Below are 24,894 nucleotides of genomic sequence, written 5' to 3' on the forward strand. Positions count from 1 at the left end.
CCGGCACCTCATCGGGGCCGGGACCGCAGCCTGCGCGATCTGCTGCGCACCCCCGCTCCTCGCCCTGCTCGGCATCGCAGGTGCCGGACTGGCCGCAACGCTCGCTACGGTCGCGTTCGCTGGCCTTGCCTTCGGGGCCGTCGTCCTGGCCGGTGCGCTGCTCGCCGTCTGGGCTCGGCACCGCAAGGCAGCGCGCCCAGACCCATGCGCCAGCAACGGTCCCGTCGACCTGAGCATCTCCCCACGCCCCTCGGGTGCAGTCCAGGATGCTCGCACCGGTCACTGACAAGATCGCCGTGTGGACAGCCTTCGATCGATCGCCCTGTTTGTCGTCGCTGCCGTCGCTGAGATCGGCGGCGCCTGGCTGGTCTGGCAGGGCGTACGCGAACACCGCGGCCTGGTCTGGATCGGCGCCGGCGTGATCGCACTCGGCATCTACGGCTTCGTCGCCACCCTCCAGCCCGACGCCCACTTCGGCCGCATTCTCGCCGCCTACGGAGGCGTGTTCGTCGCCGGCTCCCTCGCCTGGGGGATGGCACTCGACGGTTTCAAACCCGACCGATACGACGTCGCCGGCGCCCTCATCTGCCTGGTCGGGGTCGCCGTCATCATGTACTCCCCACGCGCCAGCTGATCTTGGCAGCTTCGTGATGCGTTGACAGGTGGGGCTCCCTGCTCAGCTGCCCATGTTCGGGAAGGTCTGCTGCAGCAGATCCACCAGGCCGGCGTACGCCGCGTTCGTGGTGATACCGCTCGCCAGGAGGTAGCTGCCGGCCTTCACTCGGTCGAGGAATGACTTCGTAGCGGCGGCCGGCTCCCCGCCATCGGCTTGGATCGCTTCCCGGAGGGCGATCACGCCCTCATCCTTGAGGAGCTCGCGGGCAGCCTGGAGCAGCCCCGCGACATCGCCCGGCGCAACGCGGACGGCAGTCGCGCCCTCACCTGTCGCGATGGTGGCGTTGTCGCCGGTCGAGACGGTGGCGTTGTCGCCCACGGTGACCGGGCCGCCGATGGAGTAGATGTTCGTCATCTGTACGTGGACCTCTTTGTAGAGACGTGGGTCGTTCGCGATGGTCGGGCCGCCGGTTTCGCCGGCGTCCGGGGCGATGTCCTCGATGCCGAGAGCGAGGTCGAGCGCCGTGGTGCGGATCTGGTCGAGAACCCCTCGCAGGTGCGTACGAGGGAGGACGACAGAGGCGTGGTTGAGGACGTACCCGATTGGGTGCCGCACCTCATTACGACTCATCGCCTGGCGGAAGATCGCGATCCACCCTGCGGGGAGCGGGTACTCGGGGTCGTCTTCGCCGGCGGCAAGGGCCTCGAGCTCAGCGATCGGCTCCCGGAGGCCGACTCCGTCCGAGAAGCCACGGAGCTGCTCGGGAAGACCCTCCTCGGTGATCGCCGAGGTGATGCTGGATCGAAACGGCCCGTCGAACCCAAGCCTGATGGGCCATCCCCCGCTCCGATACGCCGGCAGATCTGGGCCAGCCGCGTCTCCTTGCGTGTAGTAGCCGCGGAGCTCGCGGCCCAACCAGAGGGTCAGCTCCTCCGCGCCGATCCGGCGGCTCACGACCAAGAGACCTCGCAGGGCGTCTGGGAGGGGCACGTTCGGAGCGGAGAGGCTGCCGATGGCGGTCTCCAGGGCATCTGTCACAGAGGTCAGTCTGCCTGGGCGCACCGACACTTTCGGGGAGCGCACCGGCGGGAGGAGCTCGGCAAGGATTTCGGGCATGTCGTAGCCCTTTCCGGTCGGGATGTGGGATCTCGACCGGACGATGGAGCCGTTGGGGTGCTTACGTCGCGGGCTGCTGCGACCGGCGACACGAAACGCGCTCCCGCCACCTGGTGGACAGCGACCGGATCACGCTGATTGCTCGTTGACGTTACCGATGCTGGCGGGTCCGTGGTGGTCTTCGACTCGGCACCATAGGCCGCCGAGCCAGCGGCGGGTGACGATCATGCCGGCGGCTTCGTAGCGTCTGGCCATGGGGGCGACGGCGTACGCGGCGAGCGGGTGGCCGGCTCGCCAGGCGTGTGCTCGAGCGTGCTCGGCGATCTCGCGTCCGAGCCCGGTGCCGCGGGGCCATCCGGCGAGCGAGGTGGCTTTGGTCCACCGTCCCATGGGTCGTAGCGTCACCGTTGCCGCGCCGGCGGGTCGCACCAGGAGGAGCACTTCGGCGCGCTTGTGCATGAGACCTTCTAGGAGGGTGGCGGTGAAGTAGGACCAGCTGGTTCCTACGACCGCGACGATGAGGCCGAGCACGACGGCGGCGACTCGCTCGGCGATCGACCCGGCTGCCGGCACCAGTGGCCAGTTGTAGATCCGCACCAGGGCGATGAGCATCTCGCCGAGGGGAAAGCTCACGCCCATGAAGGCCAGCACGAGCAGCCAGAAGAGTGCCGTACGTCGGAACCCATGCATGGCGGTGACCCCGGCTCTCGCACGCTCGCGGAGCCGGGTCGCGGTGATCGGCGCGTTCATGCTCATGCGCTCTCCCTCGATGAGTCGGGGTGTCCGGCCTCGGGCGCCACCGAGTTCGACCCGGCGACGGGACGGTGTTGGCAGAAGCAGTGTCGCCAGGAGTACTCGCGGCCGGCCTGGGTGTCGATGCAGTCTTCAGGCTGGTGTGGCTGCTGGCAGGGTTCGCAGATCACGGGTTGTCGTTCCTCCGGTCCGAGGCCTCTCCCCTGCTGGGTGAGACGGAGTTGGTTCTGATTGTGCGTGCTGCCACCGACATTTCTGTGCCGCACGACCGGCGGATTGCATCGGGGGTGCACTGCGATTTCATTGCGGTGAGCTCGTCGATGGGTTGGTGCCCAGAAGAGGGGCCGGCTCTTGGCCGGCCCCTCCCCCAGGGTCTTTCCCGTTCGCTCAGAACGGGGGCTCGGTGGGCCTGGGCCCGAGCTGGGTGACGTTGTCGGCGTACGCCGGCGCGTCGGGGTTGGTGGTCTTGCCGCCGCGGTTCTTCTCGGCCCGGGCGGTGGCGAACTTGAGGCTGGTGGCGATCTCGCCGTACCGGTCGGAGACGACTACGACGTCCTTGTAGCGGTTCTCACCGGTCTCCTTGTCGGACCAGCTCTCGGTCTCGACCTGGCCGTGCACGAGCACGCGGTCGCCTCGGGTGAGGCTCTCGACCAGGTTCTCGCCCTGGGCTCCCCAGACCTTGACGTTGTGGAACGTTGGGGTGGCGTCCACCCATTCGTCGTTCTGCTTGACGCGTCGGTTGACCGCGACGCGGAGGTTTGCGACCGGGGTGCCGCCGTTGGTGAAGCGCAGCTCCGGGTCCTCGGTGAGGTTGCCGGCGAAGGTGGTGATCGTGTTCATGGTTCTTCTCCCTTGGATGAGGTGCATGGATGGAAACGGAGAGCTGACCAGGTGACCCTCGGGATGTGACCCCTCGTGTCCCTTGCTCCCAACAACCAGCCCAAGATCGCGCGAGCGGCAGCTGGTCAAGGGCCGGCGGAGCCGGGCACTGCTTCCCTTGACCAGCGGAGCGAGCGATCACGATTGGGCGTTGTGGGAGCAAGGAACGAGACGCTTTTGATCGGTGAGGCTGTCTCGGCCCGGAGGGCCGTGTCCTTGGCCGGCGGATGTCGGCCCCGGGGGCGTCTGGATCCTTGGGTGGAGCTGCCCGGCGTACGCCGGTCGACGAGCTGGTGTTGGTGAGGTCGGCCCGGCGGGTCGTGCCGTTCGGGTGGGGTGTGGGGAGGGCGGAGCCCTCCCCACCGCCGGCCCCTCGGGGCCGGCGGTGCGACGTGGTGGCTACTCGATCCGGTCGTGGATGGCGACGGCGCCGTAGAAGTCGTGGCCGGTCAGCTGGCTGACCAAGTCGTTGAAGCGGCTGTCCCCGGTGGCGTAGTTCCCGCCGGCCATGGTTCCCGGGACCGGGGTCCAGGTCTGGCCGTCGAAGTCGTAGACGGGCACGAGCGCGGCGATCGTGCCGGCGTAGGTGTTGCGGATCTGGAGGGCGACGGGCCAGGAGGCCGTGGACGGGGTGAAGATCTGGCTGTCGTGCTCCAGGCCGGCGACGTAGTCGACGGGCTGGGTGGGGTTGGTGTTGTCGTGCCCGGTCCAGCCGACGAGGGTGATGCTGTCGTGGCCGGGAATCTCTAGGAGCTCAGGTTCGATCGGACGTCTGTGGGCTCGGTTCTGAGTTCGCGCAGGTAGTGCCGGTTCGACACCCATCTGCCTCCGAATTGAAGAGACGTCACCCTGAGTGACGGTTTCGTTGTAGTGTCGACGCATGATCGCCTCGCTTGAAGTCGGTGACTGATGGGCTTGGTGGCGCTGCTGGGTGGCAGCGCTACTGATCCGGCACTGATAGGTGCGCAGGCGGTCGCCGACTTCGAGCAGGAGCTCGTCGACCAGTACGCATTGGCGATGTCCGCCGCGGGACTGACCGACCGGCACATCGGCTCGACGCGGGCGATCGTCATCGAGTTCGCCCGCTCGCTGTCGACCCCAATGTGGGAGGCCACCTGCGCGGACGCGGACGACTTCTTGGCCCAGCAGCGCCGGATGGGACTCAGCGTGTCGACCCGTGCGGGCAAGGCCGGCGCGCTGGCGGGCTTCTACGACTTCGTGATCGCCCGCTACGAGGGCACGATCCGCCGCGGGACCGGCGTCTTGGTCGAGCAGCCGATCGATGAGTTCAATCGCCAGTCCGAGGCATCCCTGGGCAAGGTCCGAGTGCCGCCCTCGGATGACGAGATCGACTCGTTGTTCACCGCCTGGCGCGGGTCGGTCCCGCATGCCCGCAAGTACCTGCCGGCCGCCCGCGACTACTTCGCGGCCTCGCTGTGGCGCCGCCTCGGGCTGCGCATCAACGAGACCGTCATGCTCGACATCCGCGACTGGCGCCCCGACCTCGGCGAGTTCGGCAAGCTCCACGTCCGCCACGGCAAGGGCTCCCACGGCCGCGGGCCCAAACCACGGCTGGTGCCAGCGATCAACGGCGCGAACCAACTCCTCGATTGGTGGCTGGCCGAGGTCCGCCCCCAGTACGGCGAGGATTGGGGCGACATGGACGCCCCGCTGCTGCCGTCTGAGCGGTTCGACCGCGATCTCGACCGGTGCGGACGTGTCGGCGCGAACGCGCTGCGCCGCGCCCTCGGAATCCAGGTCGACCGGTGGCTTCCCGCCTGGTCGGGACGGATGACGCCACACGTGCTCCGGCACTACTGCGCATCGTCGCTGTACGCGGCCGGCATGGACATCAAGGCGCTCCAAGAGCTCCTTGGACACCAGTGGCTTGCAACGACTTCGGGCTACCTTCACGTCCGCAGCGACCACATCGAACGCGCGTGGAACAGCGCGAGCGACCGCATTGAAGCCCGCCTGGGCCTTCGCAACGACTGACCCGACCGACGAACCGAAGGAGAGGATCCAGATGCAGTGGAGCCTGCGGCTGCGGGCCGCGGAACGAGGGATCTGGAAGTCCGCGCAGCTGCGCAGGATGCTGGCAGAGGCCGGGCTCGAGATCTCCGCCGGCAAGATGTCGTCCTGGTGGGCCGGGACCCCGCCGACGATGCGCCTCGAAGAACTCGACGTGCTGTGCGCCGTGCTCGACTGCACCCCGAACGACCTGATGACACCCGAACCGGACAAGGTCGCCGCGCGCCGTCCCCGCAACACCGACGCCGCCAACGGCAACGGCGGAAACGGGAATGGCGATCCGAACGGCAACGGCGGCACGACACCGTCGGTCACGCCGCGGCTCGGCAAGCCCCGCTCGACCCCGCCGATGTAGCCCGCGCCCGCATCGACCACGGAGACGACGAGCACCGCATGCCCGCGCCCGGACCCAACGCGGCGTTGCGGCTGCCGCCCAAATGCAACGCCTGTCAGAGCAACCGCGTCGCGTGGACCAGCCCCAGGGTCGACTTCTGCTACCAGTGCCTGCCCGGCGGCCCGTTCCCGCCGCCGCCCTGCGGCCATTGCAGGGCAAGCACCGACTACTTCAGTCAGGGACTGTGCAGCCGGTGCCATCCCCGCAGCCCCGAGCACATCGGGTCCTGCAAGGGCTGCCTGGCCTGGGGCGTCTACCCCCGCCATAACTGGACCTGCTGGTCGTGCCGCTGGTGGCAGAGCCACTACCCCAAGGGCACCTGCGCCTACTGCGGCCGTGCCAGCCACGTCAGCGACCGAGGAGCCTGTCGTCTGTGCCTCGAGAACGCCAGACTCGAGCAGGGGCCCGCCCGTGCCCCCGATCTGGTCGGCGCGAACAACGACAGCCAGCAGCTGTTCTTCGCCAACATGGTCTTCAAGCGGCGCGTGACACCGCTGCCCGACTACGTCCGCTGGGACGGCCGGTGGTCGCAGAAGAACAAGAATCAGCTGCCCTACAAGCCAGACACCCGGTTCGACGAGCACGCGCTTGAACAGCTGGTCCTGTTCAACATGGACCCCGATCCCGAAGTGCTGCGCCAACGCCTCTTGGTCGAGGACAGCGAACTGACCCGGTACTGCGCGGCCATCGTCGCCGACCACGCCCGCCGCTATGGCTGGAGCGTCAGGCAGCGCAATGCCGTGATCCAGTCCCTGCGCCTGCTGCAGATCCTGCGGTCTACGCCCACTGCGAAGGTCCGCGCCAGTGACGTCGTGGCGTTGCGTCGATACGACGGCACCATCACATCCACCCTCGACGTCCTCGCGGAAGCCGGACTCCTGATCGAGGACGTCCCAACCCGGGTCGAGCGGTACTTCAACGCCAAGTTCATCGCAATTGGAGCCCTTCCGGACATCATGCGCGAGCACCTCAAGCTGTGGCTTCAGATCATGCTCGGCGGATCCCGGCAAGCACCCCGCCAGCTGCCTCGCGAACCCGAGACCGTCGAGATCCACATCCAAGGGCTCGCGCCCGTAGTGCAGACCTGGGTCGAAGCCGGGCGTCAGTCGTTCGCCGAGATCAGCAAGGACGACGTCCTGGCCGCCCTCGCCTGCCTGCCCGTCGGCACCAGCCAACGCCACTTCGCGGAGATCGGCCTGAAGTCGCTGTTCAAGGTCCTCAAGGGCCGCCGACTCGTCTTCGCAAACCCGATGCGCGGCATCGACCTGACCCGCGTGCCGACGAACCTCCCGCTGCCGCTGGACCCCGCACTGATCCGAGCCGAGCTGGACTCGCCGAACCCGGCTGTCGCGCTCGCCGTGGCGCTGGTGGCCTTCCACGGCCTGACCGGCAAACAGGTCCGCGAGCTGCAACTCACCGACATCGTCGACGGCCGGCTCCACCTCGACGGCCGCGACATCCCGCTCGCCGCACCCGTCAGGACCCGGCTCGCAGCCTGGCTCGACCACCGCAACCGCACCTGGCCGGACACCGCGAACCCACACCTGCTCATCAACCGACGAACCGCGCCGCGCCTCGTCGTCGCCGGCCCGTCCTTCCCCTGGAAGGACAGCCGCATCCGCCCGCGGGCTCTGCGCGAAGACCGGATTCTGCACGAGATCCACGCCACCGGTGGCGACGTGCGCCGCATCTACGACCTCTTCGGCCTCAGCGTCGAAGGCGCTACCCGCTACCTGAAGACCATCGAGCACCCCGACCTGACCACCGTAGACCGGGCCGGCACTCGACCATGACCACGCCTGTCGCAACCGGGCGGCGCGAGCTAGCAGTCGTCGCAACATCCTCACGCCACGGATAAGCGACCGTGACGTGGCCGATTCAAACACGCGGGACCGGTCGGACTCGAACATGGGCCGAAGCGTGGCCCCTCAGCGTCCCCCTATCCGTCCCCCCACGTCTTTCAACCGCGGGGGGACGCAGCAACCCGGGCGACGTTTGCGCAGGTCAAACAGCGTCCCCCCGAAACCCAAGACGAGTTTCTTGACAGCCGGTCGCTCGAGCGGTGAGGAGAAGTCCCGCAAGCGGATCCCCATCCGGTTAGCGAGACAGAGACGACCTAGCGCAGCTTTGAGTTGCTGTGCGAGCCGCTTGAGGTTCCTCAACTGGGACGACCTCGCGCGGCGGCCACCGCCTGGCCGGTGCCGTTGAGGTGATCGGCGGTCACCTTGGCCTCTCGCGCCGGCTCGGGAACACCGGCCGCGGCGAGCTCGGCGGAGGTACCCCCGCGCCGCTCGACGGTCTCGTTAGTCCAGCTCCGCGGCGCCCCGGCGCCGAGCCCGCCTCGGCTGCAGTATTCGGCACTGGCGCTCCGGCTGGCCTCGACCCTCCAGCTTCCCTGCCTGACGGGTGAGGTTCCCACCCGGACCGTGAAAGACTCTTCTTACTTGAGGTGGGGGCTGGTCAGTCCGCCTCAGGTAAGAAGAGGCGGTTTCGTGGGCACAGGACTCGGCGATCCCCGGCGAGATCGGCTACAGTCCACCTCGAAGGGGAGTACTCCTTACCCGCGATGTCGTCATTCCGGCTCTCGCCCGGCGCGCGGAGCCAGAACCCGGCTGGAGAAGACCTTCATCGTGGACAGATCCGATGGAGGTATGAGATGACGACTAGCGCTCCGGCATCGCTGCGCAACTCGTGGCTGGCCGATGACGGCAACGACCTCAGTGCCGGCGAAGCGGTGGGGCTCGTCGGCGTGGCGATGTGGGGAGGTGCCGTGGCGTGCATGGCCATCAGCGACATCATCAAGGCCCGCGGCAAGTCCGACCGCGGCCACGAGCCGGACTGGCAGCGCTGGCAGCGAGAGATCGACGGCGACCGGTTCGCCGGAGCCGCGGCGTTGATCGCTCGCTCCCGCGCCACCGCCGAACAACATTTCGTGAATCGACCGGCGGTGGCACTCGCTGCTGCCGGTATGGAGAACTTCGATAGGCGGGGTATCTGTGGCTGAGATCACCATGACGGTCTGGGTGGTGACGGTCGCCGTCATCGTGGGGCTGCTGGCCCTGGACCTGCTGCTGGGATGGATCAAGCCGCACGCGGTCGGGTTCCGCGAGGCCACCGCGTGGTCGGTGTTCTACGTCGTGATAGCGCTGGCGTTCGGCCTGTGGTTCATGTCGACCTACGGCACCCAGCTGGGGTCGGAGTACTTCGCTGGCTACCTGGTCGAGAAGAGCCTCTCGGTCGACAACCTGTTCGTGTTCGTCCTCATCATGACGACGTTCGCGGTGCCCGAGCGGCACCAGCACAAGGTGCTCACGTTCGGCATCATCCTGGCGCTGATCATGCGGGCCATCTTCATCGCGCTCGGCGCGGCGCTGATCTCGCTGTTCTCGTTCATGTTCCTGCTGTTCGGTCTGCTGCTGATCTTCACCGCGGTCCAGCTCTACCGACACCGTGACGAGGACCCCGATGTCGAGGACAACGTGGTGGTCAAGGCCGCCCGCCGGTTCCTGCCGGTCACCGACGACTTCATCGATGGCAAGATCATCACTCGCGTCGACGGCCGACGGATGGTGACGCCAATGTTCGTGGTGCTGCTGGCCATCGGCAGCGTCGACCTGCTCTTCGCCCTCGACTCCATCCCGGCGGTCTTTGGCGTGACGCAAGAGCCCTACATCGTGTTCACGGCGAACGCGTTCGCCCTGCTCGGCCTGCGCGCGCTGTTCTTCCTGGTGCGTGGTCTGCTCGACCGCCTGGTCTACCTGTCCGCCGGTCTGGCGCTGATCCTGGCGTTCATCGGCCTGAAGCTGATCCTGCACTGGGCGCACGTGGACATCTCCACGGACGTCCCCGAGATCTCGACGTCGCTGAGCCTGATCTTCATCGGCGTCGTGCTGACGGTCGTGACCGTGGCCAGCCTCGCGAAGACCCGCAAGGACCCCGACGCCGTGGCCCACGCCGGATCGCTGCGCGGCCACAAGGACTCAGAGCACTCCGGCCGCTGACCAAGCGCGCACGACACGACAGGACCCTCACGGCACCGCCGTGAGGGTCCTGTGGCGTCTGTGCTCAGAAGCCGCCGAAGAGGGTCCCGAGTACGATCACCACGATGAGCGCGAAGGTCGGGATGAGCACGGCGACCACGAAGATGTCGTTCCCGCTGGCTCACGTGTCTCGACACTAAGAGAACCGAAGCCCAATGCCACCATCCGAGAGTCCGATGCCACGCACCCATCTTGCCATCCCCCCGGCCGGCTCTAGAGGCGCATGTTGAGGGTGGCGCGACGCTCCTATGCTTCGTCAAGCCGCGGCGGCTCCGCTTTCCAGTAAACGGTAGAGTCGCGGGCGACGTAGCGAGCACGACAGCGTTTGATCTCGGCTGCCTTACCTTCGGCGGTGCGGCGGGCGAGGTAGTCGCGGGTGGCTGGCTGATACTGGATTCGGCTCTGGACCACGGTGTGCAGTGCGTTGTTGACGCCTGGCGGTCGCCGTAGCGGTTGAGCCGAAACCGGGTGGTGACTTGGCCGCTATTCGCCGGGATCGGTGCCACGCCGGCAAGCATCGCGAACGCCGCCTCGGAGCGGATCCGACCGGGGTGGGACCAGGCGCACAACACCGTCGCGGCCACGATCGGTCCGACGCCGAACTCCTCGAGCAGATCAGGACGCCAGCTGCGGATGATGGCCACGATCGCCTTCTGCAACTCGCGCGCCTCTTTCAACATCGCGTGCGCGCGACGAGCCAAGGTCCGCAGCGCCACCACCGTGCTGGTCGTCTCGGTATCCCAGGAGGCGTGCACGCGCAGGTTCGCGGCGGTGTTGAGTATCGCGGCAAGCTTCTGGCCGCGGAACCTGACTCGGATGGGTTCGGGTGCTGCGATGACCAGGCTGAAGACCTGCTGCTGGGCCTCGGTGGAGGCATTGATCGCGAAGCGGCGAGCAGCCAACAGCACCGACAGTGCTTGGCGTTCGCCCGGTGCGGGGAGTTCCCAACCGCGGTGAGCCATCCGGCTGTGGTCACGCTCCGCGTGACGATCGCGCACCGGGTCGCTCCGCGAGCCCATCGCTCATCGGGACAGTTCCAGTGGAACGGCGGTGGGCGCCGGTCAGTGGCGCCAGCGCCTGAAGAGGAACTAGGAGCCCGCGGACGAGAGTGACCGCGATGCCGTCCGAGCAACTGTTGCGGCTCTGGGTCCTGGACGAGTTCCTCCAGGAAGCGCACCACCAGCACAAGCACCAAAGTTCCGGCGACCTTGGCTTCTAGTTCGTCGAAGGTGTGGGTTGCCAGACTCTCCGGCAAAACCAGGTCGCCGACACAGAGCTCCCACAATCCCAAGCCCACTTGGAGCAGCACAACACCGGCGAGGACCGTGTCGATGCTCTCGAAGAGGTAGACCAAGGGGTCCTCCCGTGGGCCAGTGCGAAGGTCACGGCTGCCATGAACTGGACGGCCTTCCGCCTGCTCAAGCGAAAATGGCCAGATACTGCGTCGATTCCAGGACGCGCCGCAGGGCTGGAGGTTGGTCATGCCTGGCGGCTGATCAGTGGGTGCGGATGTCTCGTGGGCCCTGGCGTTCCGTCTGCGGCGGGTGGGCTGTCCCCGGCGATCAGCAATGCGTGGGCCTTGCGTGAGCTTAACGCGTTCCGGGGGCGTGACGAACCTGCATGATCGCGCCCACGACGATGCCGGCGCCACCGCCCACCATGGTGACGGTGACGGAGGTGGGGTACTCGCGAAGCGCGCCAAGGAGTAGCAGTGTTCCACCTGCTAGCGCCGTGACTGCTACTGCCGACGAGGCGTCGGTCGCGCGCAACCACATGGTGCCGATGATGGCGATGGTCGTTGCGGCGGAGACCCAATACCCAGCGGCGTTACCCACCGGATCGTTGGGGAACAGCCCCCACGAGGACCACAGCGCTCCCACTGCGCTCAGCAGGGTCAACAGCCATCCGATGTCTCGAGATGGTTCCAGTGGTGAGAAGTCCTCGCGTGCCGTGGACTGCCGTCGGGGGTCGGTGGGGTGACTGCCATCAGCTCCCGATCGGCTGACGCTCACGTGGCCTCCTGTTCGTGTGGCATGTCGGATGTAGGCGCACGTGTGTCGCACCTCGTGCGCTGCGTTCGTGACGGGCGAACACCCTTGCGGCCTCCATTCACCTGGACCTCAGGAGGGCGATTCCCCCGAACTCATGCAGCTGTGCGTCGTCGACGAAGGCGATGAGGTTGCCGGCTTGAATTGCGTGCTCGAGGAGGTCGTCAATCAGGTCGTGGGACACAGGCCCCCCACCTTCTCCGGGCGGTCGAGGGTGGACGTAGCCCTGCTCGACGACAAGGGTGCCCGGGGTCCGGCTTGCCACGGCCGTCCAGCACTGGTCCAGCCCGGCCACTACCTGTTCGGGATCGTTGACGGCAGCCTCGCGCAGAGTCTCCAGAGTCTGCTGACCCCGTCGGTGCAGGTAGTCCTCCAGACACAACGCTGTCGCTGTGAACAGCTGGTCAGGTTTGTTGGCCGTGGGGCCGACGACGGCCCCCGCGAGCCGATGCAGCCACCGCGCACTTCTCCTCAGCTCGTTCACGAGCACCGCGTCGCCGGCCAGGACGAGCGGAGCCGGGCGCTCTGCTCGCAGGCCTGCCATCCAGGGGTCGATCCGGGCGAGCAGGTCGCTGCGGTCGTCGGCCTCGCTCTCCGCGCCGAGCCCGAGCCCCGACCCCGGGTAGGGCCTTTCGAGATTCGGCGAGGCCACCAGCCGCGCACTGCCTACGGGGAGACACTCAATCGTGTCGAGCAGCGTGACGCGTGCGGCAACCCAGTACACGCGAGCTCCGAATTCGTCGACGCGTAGGACCAGGTGCGGTGGGGTCCGGTGCAGCGCCCGGAGCAGGTCACGGGTGGCGAAGGTGGACTCGACCACGACCTTCTGGTGGACCGCCACCGGAAGCGTCCAGGCTCGCGACACGCTGTGGCTGACGAAGAGCGCGAGAGCGTTCTGCGTGCTCGAGTCCTGGGCCATGCGGGCCTGTCGTCGCAGTTCGTACATCAACCCCTCGCGGTCGCCCAACGGTTGGTCGTCGAGGCGTCGCTCGGCGTCGAGGAGCAGGCCTTCGAGGCGTTCGCGGTCCGCGATCGCCATCCGTGCAGCCGGGGTCGTCGGCATCAGCACGGAGATGCAGGGGTAACCACCGGCCGCGGTCAGATGCGCGGCAGCCTCCGGTGTGAGGTCCCGGGGAATGGCTCGGCCGCCCCCGCCGACGTGGTCGGCAACCGTGGTGAGGGGCGAATCCTCCATATCGGGAGCGTGGACTGAGGCGCCGCGCCGGTCACTATGGATCATGATCCTTCTCCTTCCGGACCTTGCACTGCGGCGGTACGCCGCTCGCTGACCGTCATGGCGTCCGCCGGGCGAACCGGCGTGCCCTTCGAACGCGGCCCGCGGTGGGGTGGGTCCTGACGATGTCGATCCGCACGAGCGGGGTTCCCGGCCACAGCTGGGCAATCTCCCCTTCGCGGTCGGCGACGTCGAGTGTCATGCGTCGTTCCCACAGGAGGTGGAGGTCTGGGTCGCGCGAGACCGGGGAGTGGGGCACCGTCAGCACCAGGTGGGCTTCATCGCCGACGGACACCCAGCGGTGGAGCTCATCGACGACGTCCCACGACAGTGGCATTCCTGCGTCGGCGCGCACGTGGGGCCTGCCCTCGCAGCGTCGATTCGCCCCGATGGGCCGTCGTTTCAGCGGGGTGGGGCTCGGCCGGAGCCAGGAGTGTGTCGAGCGCACATTCGTTCGAGCGCGGGTGTCCAGGTCCTCCGATGCCGCGCCGCCATGCCCAAGCCCTCCAGGCCCCCCCTCAACGCGCTCGGCTCGTGTTCGAACCTCACCGTCACGCGACTCGCGTCGGGTCCCGCAACCCCCGCGAGGTCTTCGAGACGGTCGCGAAGGTTGCTGTCCGCCGTGGCAGTGCTGCGCCGTCGCACGAACGAGAGCAGTCCGCGGTGCGGGATCGTCAGGGTCACGTGCACGCAGCACCCTGCCTGGAGATGACGTACGACCTCGTCGAGCATCCGTGCGCGACCAGGCACCCGAGACAGGGAGTCGCACGTGGGGGTGGAACGGGTCGCCGCTCGCGGGCATCGCAGCACCAGACAGCCTGAGGAGCATCATGGACGCCTCCCCGCCGCGTCGACGTACGGGCCGTCGGAACCACCCTCGGGCACGGACCCGTGGGACGAGTGTCGCCGGTTGCGCCGTGCCGCTGCGCTCGCCTGCCCGCGCCTGACACCGCACCAGCCGAGCTGACGAGCCGCCCAGAGGCCGAGCCAGAGAGCCAGTCCGAGGAGGATGAGTAGGTCGTCCATGCTGATCACCACCGTTGTCGTCGGTCCGGGCCTCGTTGCCCGGATGGTGATCAGGAGTGGTCTCTCCCGTCCCGGTTATGGAACCCGGTCGCCGAGCTGATCAGTCGGGGTCCGCGAGCGTGGCTACGTCAGTTCCCGCGCTGGCCCACTCGCTCGTCGACCACCAACTCGCCCCTCACGGGCTGCACGACCTTCAGGGTGGAGATTCGAGCTCGTCCTGGGTGCTTGGTGTCCGAGGGGCTCTCGAGAGCCAGGCCGCCTCGGCGATGGCGATGCCGGCAATAGGCACGGTGAGCAGCTGTAGCACGATCGCGAGGCTGAGAGTGATCACCGAGGCCGGACTCGGGTCGAGGATCAGGACACCGAGCAACACACTGACCACGCCAAGTCCGGCGGCCTTCGCGGCCGCGTTGATTCGGGCGTATACGTCGGGCAGCCACAGCAGTCCTACCGCGGCGCTCGCGAACAGCGCGACGCCCACGAGCACCAGCACTCCAGCGGCCAGCTCCTGGGCACTCACGGCGAACGCCGATCGACCAGCCGCGCAAGCGCGACGGTGGTGAGAAATCCGGCCAGGGTTGCCACCATGACGAGGCTGTAGAGGGTCGGCTCGTCGAGTCGCGCCGCCAGGAGCGCCACGGCGGCGATGAGAACCGCGAAGCCAACGTCGGCCGCCAGTGCCCGGTCGGCGTCGGTGGGGCCGCGCACCATCCGCACTATGGCCGCGACGAGCGTGCCTGCGAGCACCAACAGCGCAAGGTCCAGCACCGAGCCCAGAGACGGCTCCACGCCACTCACCCTTCTTCCATTCCGTTGGGGGCCGTGCCGCCCCGCTCCAGCCGGCGGACGGCGTCAAGCAGCTCCGCCTCGAGCCGCGCCAGGTCTGCGCGAAATGCCGTCGTGTCGGAGGCGTGCATGCCGTGCACGATCAGCCGCGTGCGGTCAGGACTGAGGGAGACGGCCATAGTGCCGGGAGTCAGGGTGATCAAGCCCATGTAGGCGGCCACCTCTGCGTCGGTCCGGCACCGCAGCCGCACCTCGACCAGGGCCGGCGCGAGCCGCGGCCGGCCCGTCAGGATGGTCGCTGCGACCTGCACGTTGGCCTTCAGGTAGCGCCACCCGTAGACCACCACGAACAGAGCCAGGCGGACAGGACGAGGAGCACGGGCCCCGGTCATGGCGAGGTCACCGCCTCGACATACGTTCCGACGTCGACCAGACCATCGGCCGCCCGCTCGCAGACAACGAGCAGCGGCTCCGCAGCGAGGCCGAGCGACACCGCCACCCCGGCCAGGACGACCGCGGGGGCCAGCAGCAGCGGCCGCGACGCGATCGCATCGGCCGGGGGCAGGATCGGACCAGAGCGCGACGGGACCACCATGATCGTTGCTTCGGTCGACGGTCCAGCACCCGGTCTCGTCACGGGCTGGGACTCGGGCTGGGGCTCGGGCTGGGTGAAGATGGCGTTCCACAACTTCAGCATCGAGACCAAGGTGAGCAGGCTGACGACCGCCACCGCTGCCACTGCGGCGTACTGGTGCTCGGCGACGGCTGCCTGCACGAGTTTCAGCTTGGCGACGAAGCCGGAGAGCGGCGGGACACCGACCAGTGCCAGTGCGGAGATCCCGAATGCCCCCGCGAGCACGGGTTCCGTGCGGCCGATTCCGCCCAAGAGACGCAGCTCGTCGGTGCCGTGGCGGACCTCGATGGCGCCGGCGCACATCAGTAGCGCTGCCTTGACCAGGACGTACTGGACGAGGAAGAAGATGCCGGCCGCCAACCCGGCGGTGGTGAACAACCCCAGGCCGAGCAGCATGTAGCCGATCTGGCTGACCATGTGAAAGGTCAACACAGATCGAACGGAGCGCTCCCCCAGTGCAGCGAGGACGCCGACCACCATGGTGAGCAGCCCGAGGACGAGGAAGATCCACAACCAGCGTCGGTCGCCGTCGAACACGACGGCATAGATCCGGAACAGCGCATAGACACCAACCTTGGTGAGAAGACCGGAGAAGAGTACGACCACGGCGGGGCCGGCTACGGCGTAGCTGCTCGGGAGCCAGCTGTGCAGGGGCACGATCGCGGCCTTGATCCCCAGGGCCAACAGCACCACTGCGGTCGCGAGCGCAGCCGCCGGGTTGCGGGCAGCACCTGCCAGCTCGCCGAGGTCGACGGTGCCTGTGACGCCGTAGAGCAGGCCGACGCCAGCCAGGAACAGGGTGGAGGCGAGCAGGTTGACGCTGACGTAGCGTTGTCCGGCCGCCAGCCGACGCCGCCCTCCGGATCGGATCAGGAGCACGTAGCTCGGAACCAGCATCACCTCGACGAACACGAACAACGAGAACAGGTCGCCGGTGAGCATCGCGCCGTACACACCGGTGGAGAGCACCAGGGCCAACGCGACGAAGTGGCCGTCGTCCTCGCCTGTCACAGTCGCGAAAACGAGGCTCAGCAGCACCAGCAGCGACGTGACCGCCATCATGAGGGCGCCGAGGACATCGGCGACGAGCACGATCGCGATGCCGGACGGCCAGCCCCCGAGCCGCAGGGTCGCTATGTCCCCGTCGAGGGCGGAGGTCAGCAACACCATGGACGCCACCAGCACAACGACCGTGACGCCCCACCCGACCGCTCGAGCGATCCTTGGCGGGGCACCCGCCGAGCCCGCGCCGCGTCGGGACAGGAGCAAGACCATTCCGACGCCTGCCAAGGGAGCGAAGACCGGCAGCGCCAGCAGCATCGGGCTCATCGGCCCGCCCTCGGTTCGTCCGTCTCGTCCATGTCATCTGCTGCGCTCACGTCCGGGTCTTCGACGGACTCCGCGCGCAGGATCGCCAGCAGATAGACGCTGACCCCGAACGTGATCACCACGGCGGTCAGGACGAAGGCCTGGGGCAGCGGGTCCGCCAAGGCGGCGGGGTCCCCGGCACCATCGCCGACGAAGGGCGCCCGGCGGCGATCGAGACCACCCGACGCCAGCAACAGCACGTTGACGCCATGGCCCAGGAGCACGAATCCGAGGATCACGCGCAGGAGCCCGGGCTGTGCGAGGAACCACACCCCGCCGGCCACCAGCAGGCCGACGATGATCGCCGCGGTCACGGGTGCACCCTTGACGACTCGGGCCGGTGGGTGCGCGCCGCGAAGCGGTCGAGGGCGGCCGTCAGCATACCGAGGACCATGAGCATGACACCGATGTCGAACAGCAGTGCCGAGCCGACACCGACCGCGTCCAGTCCGGGCAGCTTGAACGGCGCCAGCACAGCCTCGCCCTTGGCGCTCGCCAGCAGTCCGGTGCCGAGGGAGACCAAGATCCCACTCCCGACTAGCAGCTCAGGTCGCGACCACCTCGGTAGCCGTCCGTGTGCGATCTGGTGGGTCGCGGCCGCGGCGCCTGCGACGAGGGCGGCGATGAATCCTCCGCCGGGGGCGTCGTGGCCGACGTAGAGCAGGTAGGCAGCCACCAGCGCCGCGCCCGGCACGACCAGCCGTGCGCTCACTTGGAGGAACACCGATGCGGCGGCGCTGAGATGGTCGGCGTCGGCGGGTGGCTCCGGGGTGTGATCATCTGCGGCGGTGGAGCCGAGCAGAGCGAGCAGCCCGAGCGCGACCGCGCCGAGAACGACTGCCTCGCCAAGGGTGTCCATCGCCCGGAAGTCCACCAGGATGGTGTTGACCACGTTGGTGCCTCCGGTCGCCGCCTCGGCGTTGTCGAGAAAGAACGACGAGGCGGTTGACGGACCTCGCCGCCCGGTCAGGGCGTACGTCGCCGATGCGGCGGCGAGCCCGCAGGCGAGCGCGAGCAGCACCGACCACGGCAGTCGCGGCCCGTCCCCGGTGGGCAATCGCGCCGGCAGCCGACGCAGCACCCAGACCACGACGACGGCGGTCAACACCTCGACCAGCACGAGGGTCAGCGCGACGTCCGGCGCGCCAGCGGTCACGAACAGGGCCGCCATCAGCAAGCCGACGAACCCGAGCGCAGCAACGGCCGCGAGGGTGTCACGGGCGACCACTGCGGCCGCGACGCCGAGAGCGAACAAGCCGACCACCACCCAGTCACCCACCGTGTCGGCGGGTCGCACCGGCGGGAGGTTGCGCAGCGTCACGAATCCGACTGCCGCGAGAAAAACGACGCCACCAAGGGGCCGGACAAGGTGGCTCATCGTCCCGCCCGCGCGGTCCGGCTGCCCGACCCGGTATCCGAACGCAATCAGTCCGGCGTGGGCCCGGTCGAACGCTGCCCCGGCGTCGGGAACCACGACCCGGTCGAGCAGTCGGTCCACCTGGTGTCGACGCAGGAAGAGCATCAGCCCAGAGCTGAATGCGATGACGGACATGACGATCTCAGGACTGAGTCCGTGCCAGAACTGGAACGCCCCCAATGGCTCGCCAGGCACGACATCGGCGCCGGCTCGTGCCACGAGCGGGTTCAACAAGTCGATGCCGGCGCCCAGGACCAACCCGGCCAACGCCGCGATCGCCGCTGGGGCCAGGAACGCCGGCGACGGCTCGTAGAGGCCGGGTTGGTGAGTGCTGCCGCCGAAAGCGCCGTAGACGATGCGCAGCCCGTAGGCCGTGGTCAGCGCCGATGCGGCGACTGCGATCGAGCCGGCGACCAGCCCCGCCGCTGGGGCGAAGTCGGCCTGGAAGATTCCTTGGAAGAGGTATTCCTTGCTCACGAAGCCGAGCATCGGCACGATGCCGGCCATCGAGAGTCCGGCCAGCGCTGTCATCGTCGCGGTCACCGGCATCACCCGCCACAGCCCGGACAGCTCCCGGATGTCGCGACTACCTGCCTCCTTGTCGATGATTCCGACGAGCATGAACAACGTCGCCTTGAACAGCGCGTGGGCGATGGTGTGGAGCATGGCGGCGGCAAGAGCGATCGGGGTGCCGACGCCGATGGCGGCAACCAGCAGCCCGAGCTGGCTGACGGTCGAGTGGGCGAGGATGGCCTTCAGATCGTGCTGGCGCAGGGCCATGAAGGCGCCCCACAACGCCGAGGTCAATCCGATCGAGACCAGGAGCGCCGACCATGCGGGCACGCCCGAGAAGATGGGCGAGACCAGCATCAGCAGGTACACACCGGCCTTGACCATCGTCGCCGCATGCAGGAAGGCGCTGACCGGGGTCATCGCCACCATCGCACCGGGTAGCCAGAAATGCAGCGGCACCTGGGCCGACTTGGTAAACGCGGCGAACGCGATCAGGGCGCCGATCGGCAATGCCAGCGGTGACGCGAGGATCACCTCGCGGTCGGCCAGGATGTCGCTGATTGCCGTGCTCCCGGTGACCACGGTGAGGAGCACCACGGCTACCAGCAGGGCCAGACCGCCGGCTGCGGTGATCAGCAGAGCCCGCCGGGCCGGCCGGGTGGCCCGGCCCCCGGCCAGCCCGAGCAGCAGGAAGGAACAGTAGGTGGTGGCCTCCCAGAACACGAAGAGGAGCACAACATCGGCGGCAAGCACCAGCCCCAGCATGGCGGCCGCGAACAGCGTGAGCAGTCCGTAGATGGCCCCATGGGGATCGTGCGAGCTCAAGTAGCGAGGGCAGTAGGCCATGATCAAGGCGCCTACGCCGAGCACCATCAACGCGAACAGCGACGAGAGTCCGTTGAGCCGCAGGGCGAACGAGACCCCCAACGACGGCAACCAGTCCATGGAGGTCTCGACCGTGCCCCCGTCAAGGATCTGCGGCACGTGGAACGCGATCAGGATCGCGACCCCCGCGAAACCAGCGGCGAACACGTAGCCGAGCTCCCGGCCCAAGCCCAAGCGGGCAAGGAGCGGAGCCAGGACGGCCAAGACCGTCAAGGCGCTCAGGGCGAGCAGCACGTCGGCCTCCTCCGGTCGTGACGCTCGTCGGACATCCGGAGCCTCAGGACGGCGCCAGCGGCTCGCGAGCCGCGCGACGCCGACCAATCTCGTAGGCCCCGAGGACGACCAAGGTGATCGCGACCAACGGCAAGGTGAACCAGATCATCATGGCCGTGAAGCCCCCGAGCGCGTCGTGCTCGGTGGCTGCCAGCACCACGTAAGCGGTGAACGCGGCGTACAACCCGACGAACAGCGCGCCCTCCCAACGGGCGATGGCCATCCCGGTGAAAGCCACGGGCAGCAGCGCGACCGCTGCGGCGATCATGAGCGGGATGTCGAGGGCCACGGCCGCGTCTGCGACCGGTACCCCGTCATCGGCCACCAAGGCGGCGACGCCCAGCACAGCAGCGATGTTGAAGATGTTGCTGCCGACGATGTTGCCGACCGCCAGGTCGCGCTCACCGCGTCGAACAGCAATGAGGGACGTCGCCAGCTCAGGGAGCGAGGTACCTACCGCAACCACCGTGAGCCCGACCACCAGGCCACTCACCCCAAACCCCTCAGCGATGCCGACCGCACCCTCGACCAGCAGCTGCGCTCCGACGACCAACAGCGCCACCCCGCCGAGCACCGCCAGGAGGAGCAGCCACACCGGTCGTTCCTTCTCGCCCACTGTTGACTCGCGGACATACGGCGCACTGCGTCGCCCCACAACGACCGACACCGCGGTGTAGACGACTATCACCGTGACCAGAAAGAACCCGTCAGCAAGGCTCAGGCGGCCGTCCAGCGACAGCAGCAACAAGCACATTGACACCCCGACCATCACCGGCACGTCCAGACGAATCAACTGTGCGCGCACCGTCAACGGTAGGAGCAGCGCGGAGGCACCCAGGATCAGTAGGACGTTCACGATGTTGCTGCCCACAACGTTGCCGACCGCCAAGTCGGGTTGCCCTTCCAAGACCGCGCCGACAGTGACGGCCATCTCTGGCGACGACGTGGAGAAGGCCACCACCGTCAACCCGATGACCAGCGAGGAGAGGCCGACACGAGCCGCGAGATCCGATGCCCCCCTCACCAGAAGCTCACCGCCACCGACCAAGATGACCAGCCCGATCGCCACAAGAGCGACGTCGACTGCGCTCACAGGCTGAGAGCAAGACTCTGAGCGCGCCCGGCCGCTGATAGGCAATGGCGGTCCGCGATCAGCGGCGCGGCAAGCTCTGTCCGGGTGCCGATGAGTACTGCCATCCTCGCAGGCAACTGGCGCTGCCTGACTGGCCGGATCGAAAAGGACATCGACACTGCTCCTGACGGTCTCGGAAGGTCCTCCCGACGTCGATCGGTCGAGGCGGAACACTGGGGCGGAGATGCAGGCCGGAATGATGATGGCCCAGCGTTGAACTCACTTCCAATGCGTAGCAAATCACGCGAATCCTACCGCGCATGTCAAATGGACGTGAGCCAAGTTGCAATCCACGCCACCGCGTCGCCCGGGTCAATCGACCACTCGTAGCCCAGCCATCCTCGCCTCGAGGTACGTCGACCAACGCGGCGCTGCCGGCGTCGCATACCCACGCATGGAATGACCGCAGCGGGAACCCGCAACGGTCAACCAGCAGGCCAGCATGCTCATCACTTCGCAACCGTCCCGGATGGCCCGTCCGGAGAGCTTCCCGGTGACCGCTCCGTATCCGGTACGTACGCTTCCACCACCTCGTCGAACCCGAGTGTTCGCGCCGCGTCGACGAGGTTGCGCATGCTCAGGTTCGTCGCAGAACCGTCAATGTTCGCGGGAACTTCTAAAGGGCTGCGGAGATGCCGCCGTTGGTGCAGTCGATGCGGGCCAGCGGGCCGCTGGCCGGGTGCAGGAGTCCGAGGTTGAGGCCTCGGATCTCGTCGAAGGCTCCTGCGAGCGGGGTGCGGTTGCGGGTGGTGGCGATCGTGCTCATCGGTTGGTCTCCTTGGTGGTGTTGGTGTTCTCGTTGTTGGACGCGTCGGCGGAGTCGTCGACGTCGTCGGGGTCGGCGCGGAGGTAGGCGGCGAAGTCGCCTTGGGCCTCGGCGAGGGTCTCGGCGTGGGTCGACCAGCTGGGTCCGGTGTTGCTGGCGACCTCGAGCTGATAGCCGGGCGCGTGCACGGTGGTGCTGTTGCCCGGCGTGATGCAGGCGTTGAAGTGGGTGCCGTCGCGGCGGGCCTCGGCCAGGTAGACGGGACCGGTTTCGAGGTATCGGTCGGCGCTGGCGACGTGGATCCACTGCGGCTCGGCGGCCTCGGTGGTGATGGTGCTCATCGGGTCCTCCAGGGGATGGGCGGGGAGGGCCTTGCGGCCCTCCCCCTGGTGGTGGGTCAGCTGGCGGCGCAGAGGTCCCAGGCGCGTTCCTTGAGCCGGGTCGGCTCCTCGCTGGTGAGCAGTCGCGCGGCCCGGGCGGTGGCCTTCTCGTGCTTGGCGCGCACGGGGGCGTAGTGGTCGACGTACTCGGCGATCGCCTGGTAGCCGGCCCAGGCGGTGCCTCGGATGTTGGCCTGGGTGTCGGCGTCGCTCCACAGGCGCTGGAGCTCGCGTGTGCGCTCGTAGGCGGCGGTGCGGCTGCGGCGCGACCCGAGGGGGTCGGGGGTGCCGTAGAGCTGCTCGACGATGCCGGCGAAGGCGGCGTCGGTCATGGTCTGCTGGATCATCTTCTCGGCCTCGGTCTCGAAGGCCTCGATGTAGCGGAAGGAGAGGCCGAGGGCGTCGCGGATGCGCGCGACCTGGATGCTCGCGTTGGTGGTGTGCCGGATGGAGACGCTCGCGGTGTGGTTGGCGATCGCGGCGGCCTGGGTGTTGGCGCACACGACCCGGACCGGGGTCACGAGCAGGCGGAAGGCCTGGGTGCCGTCGTGGCCGTTGAGGGCGACGATGTTGGTGCGGATCTCGTCGGAGTCGCCGACGCGCATGGTCTCGGGCAGTCGCAGCGAGACGAAGACCTGGCGGCCGCCGCGCAGCGATCCGGCGGTGTCGAAGATCGCTCCGGAGTCCTCTACCAGCTGGTTGAGGGTCTCGGCGTGCTCCTCGTTCTGGATGACGGCGTAGGAGGTGCCGACGACCCCGAGGGCCTCGGCCTGGCCGGTGAACGGGTTGGTGCGGACGGTGGCGAACCGGTCGGGGACGTCGACGAGGTTCGCGCCGTTCTCGTCCAGGTCGATGCCCTGCAGCGGGGTCTTGCGGACGTTCCATCCGCCGAGGTGACCGATGGTCATTGCCTCTTCGGCGGTGAAGACGTCCTCGAGGGTGGTGCCGAGGCGGTGCCAGGCGTCTTCGCGGGCGAAGACTGCGGCGGCCTGTCGGCCGTGGGTCTCGATCTCGTGAGCCATGAGCGCTCTCTCTTCCTGCGCCGGGACAGGGTGGGTGGCTTCTGGGTTGCCGACCCTTTTTTCGCCCTCCCCGGGCAGTGGAGAGTCAGACGGCCGGTGGAGCCGTGGAGGTCAACCACCGGGACCGGTGGGCCCGGTAAGGAAATAAGGGAGCGCAGCGACCGCCGTCCGGGTGCACCGGCGCCCGAAGGGCGCGGTGGTTGACCGGAGCGGCGCGGCCGTCAGAATCGGAGCCCCGGGGAGGGAGAAAAAGACAAGGGCTGTGCCGGCGTACGCCGGCTCCACCCCGGCCGGAGGCCGGGCCCTGGTGGGTGCCTTGCTCCGACGCCCTTGGCGGTCTGTGCGTCGTACGTTCTCCGATCCGGAGGAACGCACGCATCGGGCCGTCGGCCGCTCTCGCCCCGGCCCGTGACCCAGAAAGTTCAGGTTTCCCCAGAGGAAACAATCTGATCAGGTTCCGTGAGACTCTCGCGTCGAAGGCAGCCGGACTGTCTTTGACGAGGTGATGGCCTCCGGGGTCGGATCCCGAAGGCCATCGGTTACCTCGTCTCATCTGGTGAAGGGAGAGGTGGGTCCATCATGACCCAAGAGGTCACGCGAGCGCCCGGCGATGGCGAGCCGCCGGAGAGCCGGTGGGGAATCCTCAAGGCTGCGGCGGCCGCGATCGCGGCTGGTGCGGCTGCGGTCACTGCGCTGTGTGCGGTGGTCGAGGTGCTACTCGCTCTCGGGGTGATCTAGCCCGGCCGCGATCAGGGCAGCGCGCCCCTTGGGAGGAGAGCCCCCCTCGGCTCTCCTCCCAGTCCGGGCTCAGGCCGCGCTGATCCGTTCGAGGGGGATCTGTGCGAGCACGAGATCCGCGTCGGCCTCGGCGGCGGTGTCGAGGCATTCGCGCGCGACTTCCCAGCAGTCGGTCAGCCAGCTGAGGACTTCGGCCGCCTCCTGTACCTCGAGCCGGATGTCCGGGTTGGATATCAGGCCGGCGGCGACCAGCGACCCGCGGCGCTGGGTGGTGTCGTGGTCGGGTCCGAGGTAGGCCCGGAGTTCGCCGTCGTGGATGGAGACGATGACGAAGACCTGGTCACCGGCCGAGGTGTGGTCGACGGCGAGGCCGTCGAAGGTGATGCCTGGGTGGGCGGGGCAGGCGATTGCGGCCTCGAAGAGGAGCTCCGAGGCCGCCGCCACGTGGAAGTAGCGGCGGCTCATGGGGATCAGATCCTCACGATGAAGACGCCGGGCACGATCTGCTCGACGCCGGCGTAGTCGCCGGTGGCGGTGGGGACGTCCGGGATGCCGTCCCAGGCGATGTTCCACCGGTCGCAGAGGTTGTGGAACCAGTCGAAGAGCTCGACGGGCGACTTCTCGCCGGCGGGATAGTCGGGCTCGGGGTTGATCAGCGCGACGGTGGCCTCGCCGTACCCGCCGTGCTGGACGTGGATCGGCTCGGTGATGCGGCCGGACCAGACGAAGCTCAGCTGGTCCTCGCGGATGTAATAGGTCAGGTGGACCATCCCGTCGACGATCGGGGGTGCGGTCTCGATGGTGTAGTCGGACATCAGCTTGACCCTTCCTGCACTGGGGCGG

The 24,894-nt window shown here is 68.2% G+C and carries 29 protein-coding genes and 1 pseudogene; 8 read left to right on the forward strand and 22 right to left on the reverse strand.

Annotated elements, in window-relative coordinates:
* Positions 1-286 (forward strand): hypothetical protein (locus BJ988_RS29020; protein WP_179661748.1); only part of this gene is annotated, 286 nt, incomplete at its 5' end.
* A gap of 12 nt (positions 287-298) precedes the next feature.
* Complete coding sequence (locus tag BJ988_RS29025) at positions 299-634, forward strand: YnfA family protein (RefSeq protein ID WP_179661749.1); 336 nt, start codon at positions 299-301, stop codon at positions 632-634.
* 42 nt (positions 635-676) lie between these two features.
* On the opposite strand, the gene BJ988_RS29030 is transcribed toward BJ988_RS29025, so the two are convergent.
* From BJ988_RS29030 to BJ988_RS29045, 4 genes are all read right to left on the reverse strand, one after another.
* Positions 677-1,654 (reverse strand): AbiTii domain-containing protein, encoded by a 978-nt coding sequence (locus BJ988_RS29030; RefSeq protein WP_179661750.1) that lies wholly within the window; start codon positions 1,652-1,654, stop codon positions 677-679.
* A 207-nt stretch (positions 1,655-1,861) separates the two neighbouring features.
* Positions 1,862-2,488, reverse strand: coding sequence for a hypothetical protein (locus tag BJ988_RS29035; RefSeq protein ID WP_179661751.1), 627 nt, complete (start codon positions 2,486-2,488; stop codon positions 1,862-1,864).
* Between the two features lie 384 nt (positions 2,489-2,872).
* Entirely contained in the window at positions 2,873-3,325 is a 453-nt protein-coding gene (locus BJ988_RS29040; RefSeq protein WP_179661752.1) for a single-stranded DNA-binding protein, read from the reverse strand.
* A 438-nt stretch (positions 3,326-3,763) separates the two neighbouring features.
* On the reverse strand, positions 3,764-4,186 hold the full coding sequence (locus tag BJ988_RS29045) for a hypothetical protein (protein WP_179661753.1): 423 nt from the start codon (positions 4,184-4,186) through the stop codon (positions 3,764-3,766).
* A gap of 87 nt (positions 4,187-4,273) precedes the next feature.
* Here BJ988_RS29045 and BJ988_RS29050 point away from each other — a divergent pair, with 87 nt between their 5' ends.
* The 5 genes from BJ988_RS29050 to BJ988_RS29070 all read left to right on the forward strand — a co-directional run bounded on the left by BJ988_RS29050 (position 4,274) and on the right by BJ988_RS29070 (position 9,790).
* On the forward strand, positions 4,274-5,359 hold the full coding sequence (locus BJ988_RS29050; protein WP_179661754.1) for a tyrosine-type recombinase/integrase: 1,086 nt from the start codon (positions 4,274-4,276) through the stop codon (positions 5,357-5,359).
* Positions 5,360-5,390: 31 nt separating this feature from the next.
* Complete coding sequence (locus tag BJ988_RS29055) at positions 5,391-5,750, forward strand: helix-turn-helix domain-containing protein (protein WP_179661755.1); 360 nt, start codon at positions 5,391-5,393, stop codon at positions 5,748-5,750.
* A 38-nt stretch (positions 5,751-5,788) separates the two neighbouring features.
* On the forward strand, positions 5,789-7,582 hold the full coding sequence (locus BJ988_RS29060; RefSeq protein ID WP_179661756.1) for a hypothetical protein: 1,794 nt from the start codon (positions 5,789-5,791) through the stop codon (positions 7,580-7,582).
* Between the two features lie 863 nt (positions 7,583-8,445).
* Positions 8,446-8,793: a hypothetical protein gene (locus BJ988_RS29065; protein ID WP_179661757.1), complete on the forward strand. Its 348-nt coding sequence runs from the start codon at positions 8,446-8,448 to the stop codon at positions 8,791-8,793.
* A complete protein-coding gene (locus tag BJ988_RS29070) occupies positions 8,786-9,790 on the forward strand; it encodes a TerC/Alx family metal homeostasis membrane protein (RefSeq protein ID WP_179661758.1) in 1,005 nt (334 codons plus the stop codon). The genes BJ988_RS29065 and BJ988_RS29070 overlap by 8 nt, the downstream gene beginning before the upstream one ends.
* 527 nt (positions 9,791-10,317) lie before the next feature.
* Here the strand turns inward: BJ988_RS29070 and BJ988_RS31610 are convergent.
* The 16 genes and pseudogenes from BJ988_RS31610 to BJ988_RS29145 form a co-directional block, all read right to left on the reverse strand.
* Positions 10,318-10,509, reverse strand: a pseudogene (locus tag BJ988_RS31610) (transposase); the annotation flags it as partial.
* Positions 10,503-11,312, reverse strand: coding sequence for a YqhA family protein (locus BJ988_RS31615; RefSeq protein WP_425490924.1), 810 nt, complete (start codon positions 11,310-11,312; stop codon positions 10,503-10,505). The pseudogene BJ988_RS31610 and the gene BJ988_RS31615, both read right to left, overlap by 7 nt.
* 106 nt (positions 11,313-11,418) lie before the next feature.
* Positions 11,419-11,727, reverse strand: a complete 309-nt coding sequence (locus BJ988_RS29080) for a hypothetical protein (protein ID WP_159901071.1) — start codon at positions 11,725-11,727, stop codon at positions 11,419-11,421.
* Positions 11,728-11,938: 211 nt separating this feature from the next.
* A complete protein-coding gene (locus tag BJ988_RS29085; protein ID WP_179661760.1) occupies positions 11,939-13,072 on the reverse strand; it encodes a hypothetical protein in 1,134 nt (377 codons plus the stop codon).
* Positions 13,073-13,169: 97 nt separating this feature from the next.
* Positions 13,170-13,466: a hypothetical protein gene (locus tag BJ988_RS29090; protein WP_159901075.1), complete on the reverse strand. Its 297-nt coding sequence runs from the start codon at positions 13,464-13,466 to the stop codon at positions 13,170-13,172.
* Between the two features lie 473 nt (positions 13,467-13,939).
* Positions 13,940-14,137 carry a hypothetical protein gene (locus BJ988_RS29095; RefSeq protein ID WP_179661761.1) on the reverse strand — a complete coding sequence of 66 codons (198 nt, stop codon included), beginning with the start codon at positions 14,135-14,137 and terminating at the stop codon, positions 13,940-13,942.
* Between the two features lie 193 nt (positions 14,138-14,330).
* Positions 14,331-14,657 (reverse strand): monovalent cation/H(+) antiporter subunit G, encoded by a 327-nt coding sequence (mnhG, locus tag BJ988_RS29100; protein WP_068324857.1) that lies wholly within the window; start codon positions 14,655-14,657, stop codon positions 14,331-14,333.
* Positions 14,654-14,926 carry an MrpF/PhaF family protein gene (locus BJ988_RS29105; protein ID WP_211675446.1) on the reverse strand — a complete coding sequence of 91 codons (273 nt, stop codon included), beginning with the start codon at positions 14,924-14,926 and terminating at the stop codon, positions 14,654-14,656. Before BJ988_RS29105 ends, mnhG begins: the two co-directional genes overlap by 4 nt.
* Positions 14,927-14,931: 5 nt before the next feature.
* On the reverse strand, positions 14,932-15,315 hold the full coding sequence (locus BJ988_RS29110) for a Na+/H+ antiporter subunit E (protein ID WP_159901077.1): 384 nt from the start codon (positions 15,313-15,315) through the stop codon (positions 14,932-14,934).
* Complete coding sequence (locus BJ988_RS29115; protein ID WP_159901079.1) at positions 15,312-16,886, reverse strand: monovalent cation/H+ antiporter subunit D family protein; 1,575 nt, start codon at positions 16,884-16,886, stop codon at positions 15,312-15,314. The genes BJ988_RS29110 and BJ988_RS29115 overlap by 4 nt, the downstream gene beginning before the upstream one ends.
* A complete protein-coding gene (locus BJ988_RS29120) occupies positions 16,883-17,239 on the reverse strand; it encodes a sodium:proton antiporter (protein ID WP_179661762.1) in 357 nt (118 codons plus the stop codon). Before BJ988_RS29120 ends, BJ988_RS29115 begins: the two co-directional genes overlap by 4 nt.
* Positions 17,236-19,974 carry a hydrogen gas-evolving membrane-bound hydrogenase subunit E gene (gene mbhE / locus BJ988_RS29125; RefSeq protein ID WP_159901083.1) on the reverse strand — a complete coding sequence of 913 codons (2,739 nt, stop codon included), beginning with the start codon at positions 19,972-19,974 and terminating at the stop codon, positions 17,236-17,238. The genes BJ988_RS29120 and mbhE overlap by 4 nt, the downstream gene beginning before the upstream one ends.
* Before the next feature lie 43 nt (positions 19,975-20,017).
* Positions 20,018-21,106: a calcium/sodium antiporter gene (locus tag BJ988_RS29130; RefSeq protein ID WP_159901085.1), complete on the reverse strand. Its 1,089-nt coding sequence runs from the start codon at positions 21,104-21,106 to the stop codon at positions 20,018-20,020.
* Between the two features lie 655 nt (positions 21,107-21,761).
* The gene (locus tag BJ988_RS29135) at positions 21,762-21,911 is read right to left on the reverse strand and encodes a hypothetical protein (protein ID WP_179661763.1); all 150 of its coding nucleotides are present in this window, start codon (positions 21,909-21,911) and stop codon (positions 21,762-21,764) included.
* On the reverse strand, positions 21,908-22,252 hold the full coding sequence (locus tag BJ988_RS29140) for a hypothetical protein (RefSeq protein ID WP_179661764.1): 345 nt from the start codon (positions 22,250-22,252) through the stop codon (positions 21,908-21,910). The genes BJ988_RS29135 and BJ988_RS29140 overlap by 4 nt, the downstream gene beginning before the upstream one ends.
* A 56-nt stretch (positions 22,253-22,308) precedes the next feature.
* The gene (locus BJ988_RS29145) at positions 22,309-23,313 is read right to left on the reverse strand and encodes a DUF932 domain-containing protein (RefSeq protein ID WP_179661765.1); all 1,005 of its coding nucleotides are present in this window, start codon (positions 23,311-23,313) and stop codon (positions 22,309-22,311) included.
* A 579-nt stretch (positions 23,314-23,892) separates the two neighbouring features.
* On the opposite strand from BJ988_RS29145, the gene BJ988_RS29150 reads away from it, so the two are divergent.
* On the forward strand, positions 23,893-24,051 hold the full coding sequence (locus BJ988_RS29150) for a hypothetical protein (RefSeq protein WP_179661766.1): 159 nt from the start codon (positions 23,893-23,895) through the stop codon (positions 24,049-24,051).
* Between the two features lie 69 nt (positions 24,052-24,120).
* Here the strand turns inward: BJ988_RS29150 and BJ988_RS29155 are convergent, their stop codons facing one another.
* Positions 24,121-24,516: a hypothetical protein gene (locus BJ988_RS29155; RefSeq protein WP_179661767.1), complete on the reverse strand. Its 396-nt coding sequence runs from the start codon at positions 24,514-24,516 to the stop codon at positions 24,121-24,123.
* A gap of 5 nt (positions 24,517-24,521) precedes the next feature.
* Positions 24,522-24,866: a hypothetical protein gene (locus BJ988_RS29160; RefSeq protein WP_179661768.1), complete on the reverse strand. Its 345-nt coding sequence runs from the start codon at positions 24,864-24,866 to the stop codon at positions 24,522-24,524.
* Positions 24,867-24,894 lie beyond the last annotated feature (28 nt).

The organism is Nocardioides panzhihuensis, assembly GCF_013408335.1.
GTDB lineage: Bacteria > Actinomycetota > Actinomycetes > Propionibacteriales > Nocardioidaceae > Nocardioides > Nocardioides panzhihuensis.

What these genes read in the sequence shown, in the direction of transcription:
- BJ988_RS29155 (WP_179661767.1), bottom strand. Translation starts at nt 24,516, where the DNA reads ATGAGCCGCCGCTACTTCCACGTGGCGGCGGCCTCGGAGCTCCTCTTC.
- BJ988_RS29085 (WP_179661760.1), bottom strand. Translation starts at nt 13,072, where the DNA reads ATGGAGGATTCGCCCCTCACCACGGTTGCCGACCACGTCGGCGGGGGC.
- BJ988_RS29140 (WP_179661764.1), bottom strand. Translation starts at nt 22,252, where the DNA reads ATGAGCACCATCACCACCGAGGCCGCCGAGCCGCAGTGGATCCACGTC.
- BJ988_RS29045 (WP_179661753.1), bottom strand. Translation starts at nt 4,186, where the DNA reads ATGGGTGTCGAACCGGCACTACCTGCGCGAACTCAGAACCGAGCCCAC.
- BJ988_RS29145 (WP_179661765.1), bottom strand. Translation starts at nt 23,313, where the DNA reads ATGGCTCACGAGATCGAGACCCACGGCCGACAGGCCGCCGCAGTCTTC.
- BJ988_RS29035 (WP_179661751.1), bottom strand. Translation starts at nt 2,488, where the DNA reads ATGAGCATGAACGCGCCGATCACCGCGACCCGGCTCCGCGAGCGTGCG.
- BJ988_RS29095 (WP_179661761.1), bottom strand. Translation starts at nt 14,137, where the DNA reads ATGGACGACCTACTCATCCTCCTCGGACTGGCTCTCTGGCTCGGCCTC.
- BJ988_RS29110 (WP_159901077.1), bottom strand. Translation starts at nt 15,315, where the DNA reads ATGACCGGGGCCCGTGCTCCTCGTCCTGTCCGCCTGGCTCTGTTCGTG.
- BJ988_RS29040 (WP_179661752.1), bottom strand. Translation starts at nt 3,325, where the DNA reads ATGAACACGATCACCACCTTCGCCGGCAACCTCACCGAGGACCCGGAG.
- BJ988_RS29115 (WP_159901079.1), bottom strand. Translation starts at nt 16,886, where the DNA reads ATGAGCCCGATGCTGCTGGCGCTGCCGGTCTTCGCTCCCTTGGCAGGC.
- BJ988_RS31615 (WP_425490924.1), bottom strand. Translation starts at nt 11,312, where the DNA reads ATGACCAACCTCCAGCCCTGCGGCGCGTCCTGGAATCGACGCAGTATC.
- BJ988_RS29055 (WP_179661755.1), top strand. Translation starts at nt 5,391, where the DNA reads ATGCAGTGGAGCCTGCGGCTGCGGGCCGCGGAACGAGGGATCTGGAAG.
- BJ988_RS29160 (WP_179661768.1), bottom strand. Translation starts at nt 24,866, where the DNA reads ATGTCCGACTACACCATCGAGACCGCACCCCCGATCGTCGACGGGATG.
- BJ988_RS29065 (WP_179661757.1), top strand. Translation starts at nt 8,446, where the DNA reads ATGACGACTAGCGCTCCGGCATCGCTGCGCAACTCGTGGCTGGCCGAT.
- BJ988_RS29135 (WP_179661763.1), bottom strand. Translation starts at nt 21,911, where the DNA reads ATGAGCACGATCGCCACCACCCGCAACCGCACCCCGCTCGCAGGAGCC.
- BJ988_RS29060 (WP_179661756.1), top strand. Translation starts at nt 5,789, where the DNA reads ATGCCCGCGCCCGGACCCAACGCGGCGTTGCGGCTGCCGCCCAAATGC.
- BJ988_RS29050 (WP_179661754.1), top strand. Translation starts at nt 4,274, where the DNA reads ATGGGCTTGGTGGCGCTGCTGGGTGGCAGCGCTACTGATCCGGCACTG.
- BJ988_RS29150 (WP_179661766.1), top strand. Translation starts at nt 23,893, where the DNA reads ATGACCCAAGAGGTCACGCGAGCGCCCGGCGATGGCGAGCCGCCGGAG.